Annotated in this window: 2 protein-coding genes and 1 pseudogene; all 3 read right to left on the minus strand. The window is 52.3% G+C overall.

Annotated elements, in window-relative coordinates:
• Positions 1–127: pseudogene (locus K0778_RS26160) on the minus strand (ANT(3'') family aminoglycoside nucleotidyltransferase); the annotation flags it as partial.
• A 5-nt stretch (positions 128–132) separates the two neighbouring features.
• Complete coding sequence (locus K0778_RS26165) at positions 133–423, minus strand: DUF1010 domain-containing protein (protein WP_001336345.1); 291 nt, start codon at positions 421–423, stop codon at positions 133–135.
• Between the two features lie 111 nt (positions 424–534).
• On the minus strand, positions 535–1,032 hold the full coding sequence (gene dfrA12, locus K0778_RS26170; protein ID WP_001083725.1) for a trimethoprim-resistant dihydrofolate reductase DfrA12: 498 nt from the start codon (positions 1,030–1,032) through the stop codon (positions 535–537).
• Positions 1,033–1,272 lie beyond the last annotated feature (240 nt).

Here is a 1,272-nt window from a genome sequence, read left to right on the forward strand (position 1 = left end):
TCAGGCCGCCATCCACTGCGGAGCCGTACAAATGCACGGCCAGCAACGTTGATTCCAGATGGCGCTCAATGACGCTTAGCACCTCTGATAGTTGGTTCGAAATTTCGATGGTCACCGCTTCCCTCATGATGTCTAACGGGCGAGGTAAGCCGACCGCAGAATGCGGGTCGGCTTGACCGAAATGTTAGAACCAGAAGCCAAAACGGATAACTTGAATTTGGCGACGGGCGCTAACCGTGAAAAAACGCTGCGCCACCGAGGCGGCACAGCACTGCAAAAACGATAGCTGCTTGCGCTTGCTACGCAAGGGCTAGAGGCCAAAAAGACTGAAAACCTGCGCAGCCCATGCAGGCGAAGCCCGGAAAAAAGGCAAAACAGGCACTGAATAACGCCTGAAAAGCTAAATGCCGTTTGAATAAACATGAGCTAAATAAAGCTGGGTTTCAGTGGTGCTAACGTTGGACGTAACGAGAGCCGGAGCGCAGCGGAGGGAACCAAAATGCGCAGCATTTTGGCGTCCCGTTGACGGAATGGTTAGCCGTTTCGACGCGCATAAACGGAGTGGGTGTACGGAATTACAGCTTGAATGGTTTCGGTTGAGACAAGCTCGAATTCTGTTTCGTTGAGCATTGGGAAGAAGGCGTCACCCTCGAAGGTTTGATGTACCTCAGATAGAAACACGCCGTGGGCGTGAGGTAGTGCCAGAGTGTATATCTCAGCTCCGCCCGCGACGTAGAGTTCATTGCCGAGTTCGGATGCCAAAGCGATAGCGTGCGACAGCGTTGAAACAACTACGCAGCCAGTGGCGCGGTAGTTAGCTTGGCGTGAGATTACCAATGTGTGACGGTTCGGTAGAGGCTTGCCGATAGACTCAAAGGTCTTTCGCCCCATGACAACGACTTTTCCCTCAGTGAGTCTGCGAAAAATCTTCTGCTCACCCGGAATTTTCCAGGGGATATTAGGACCATTGCCAATAACCCGATTGGCTCCCATCGCAGCAACGAGATAAATGCGTACTGATTCCGAGTTCATATGGCTAACTTTGTTTTAGGGCGACTGCCCTGCTGCGTAACATCGTTGCTGCTCCATAACATCAAACATCGACCCACGGCGTAACGCGCTTGCTGCTTGGATGCCCGAGGCATAGACTGTACAAAAAAACAGTCATAACAAGCCATGAAAACCGCCACTGCGCCGTTACCACCGCTGCGTTCGGTCAAGGTTCTGGACCAGTTGCGTGAGCGCATACGCTACTTGCATTACAGCTTACGA

The sequence above is a fragment of the Escherichia sp. XD33 genome (genome assembly GCF_019375075.1).
Taxonomy (GTDB): domain Bacteria; phylum Pseudomonadota; class Gammaproteobacteria; order Enterobacterales; family Enterobacteriaceae; genus Enterobacter; species Enterobacter flexneri_A.

Coding starts and splice junctions, on each gene's coding strand:
- K0778_RS26165 (WP_001336345.1), bottom strand. CDS start 423: ATGTTTATTCAAACGGCATTTAGCTTTTCAGGCGTTATTCAGTGCCTG.
- dfrA12 (WP_001083725.1), bottom strand. CDS start 1,032: ATGAACTCGGAATCAGTACGCATTTATCTCGTTGCTGCGATGGGAGCC.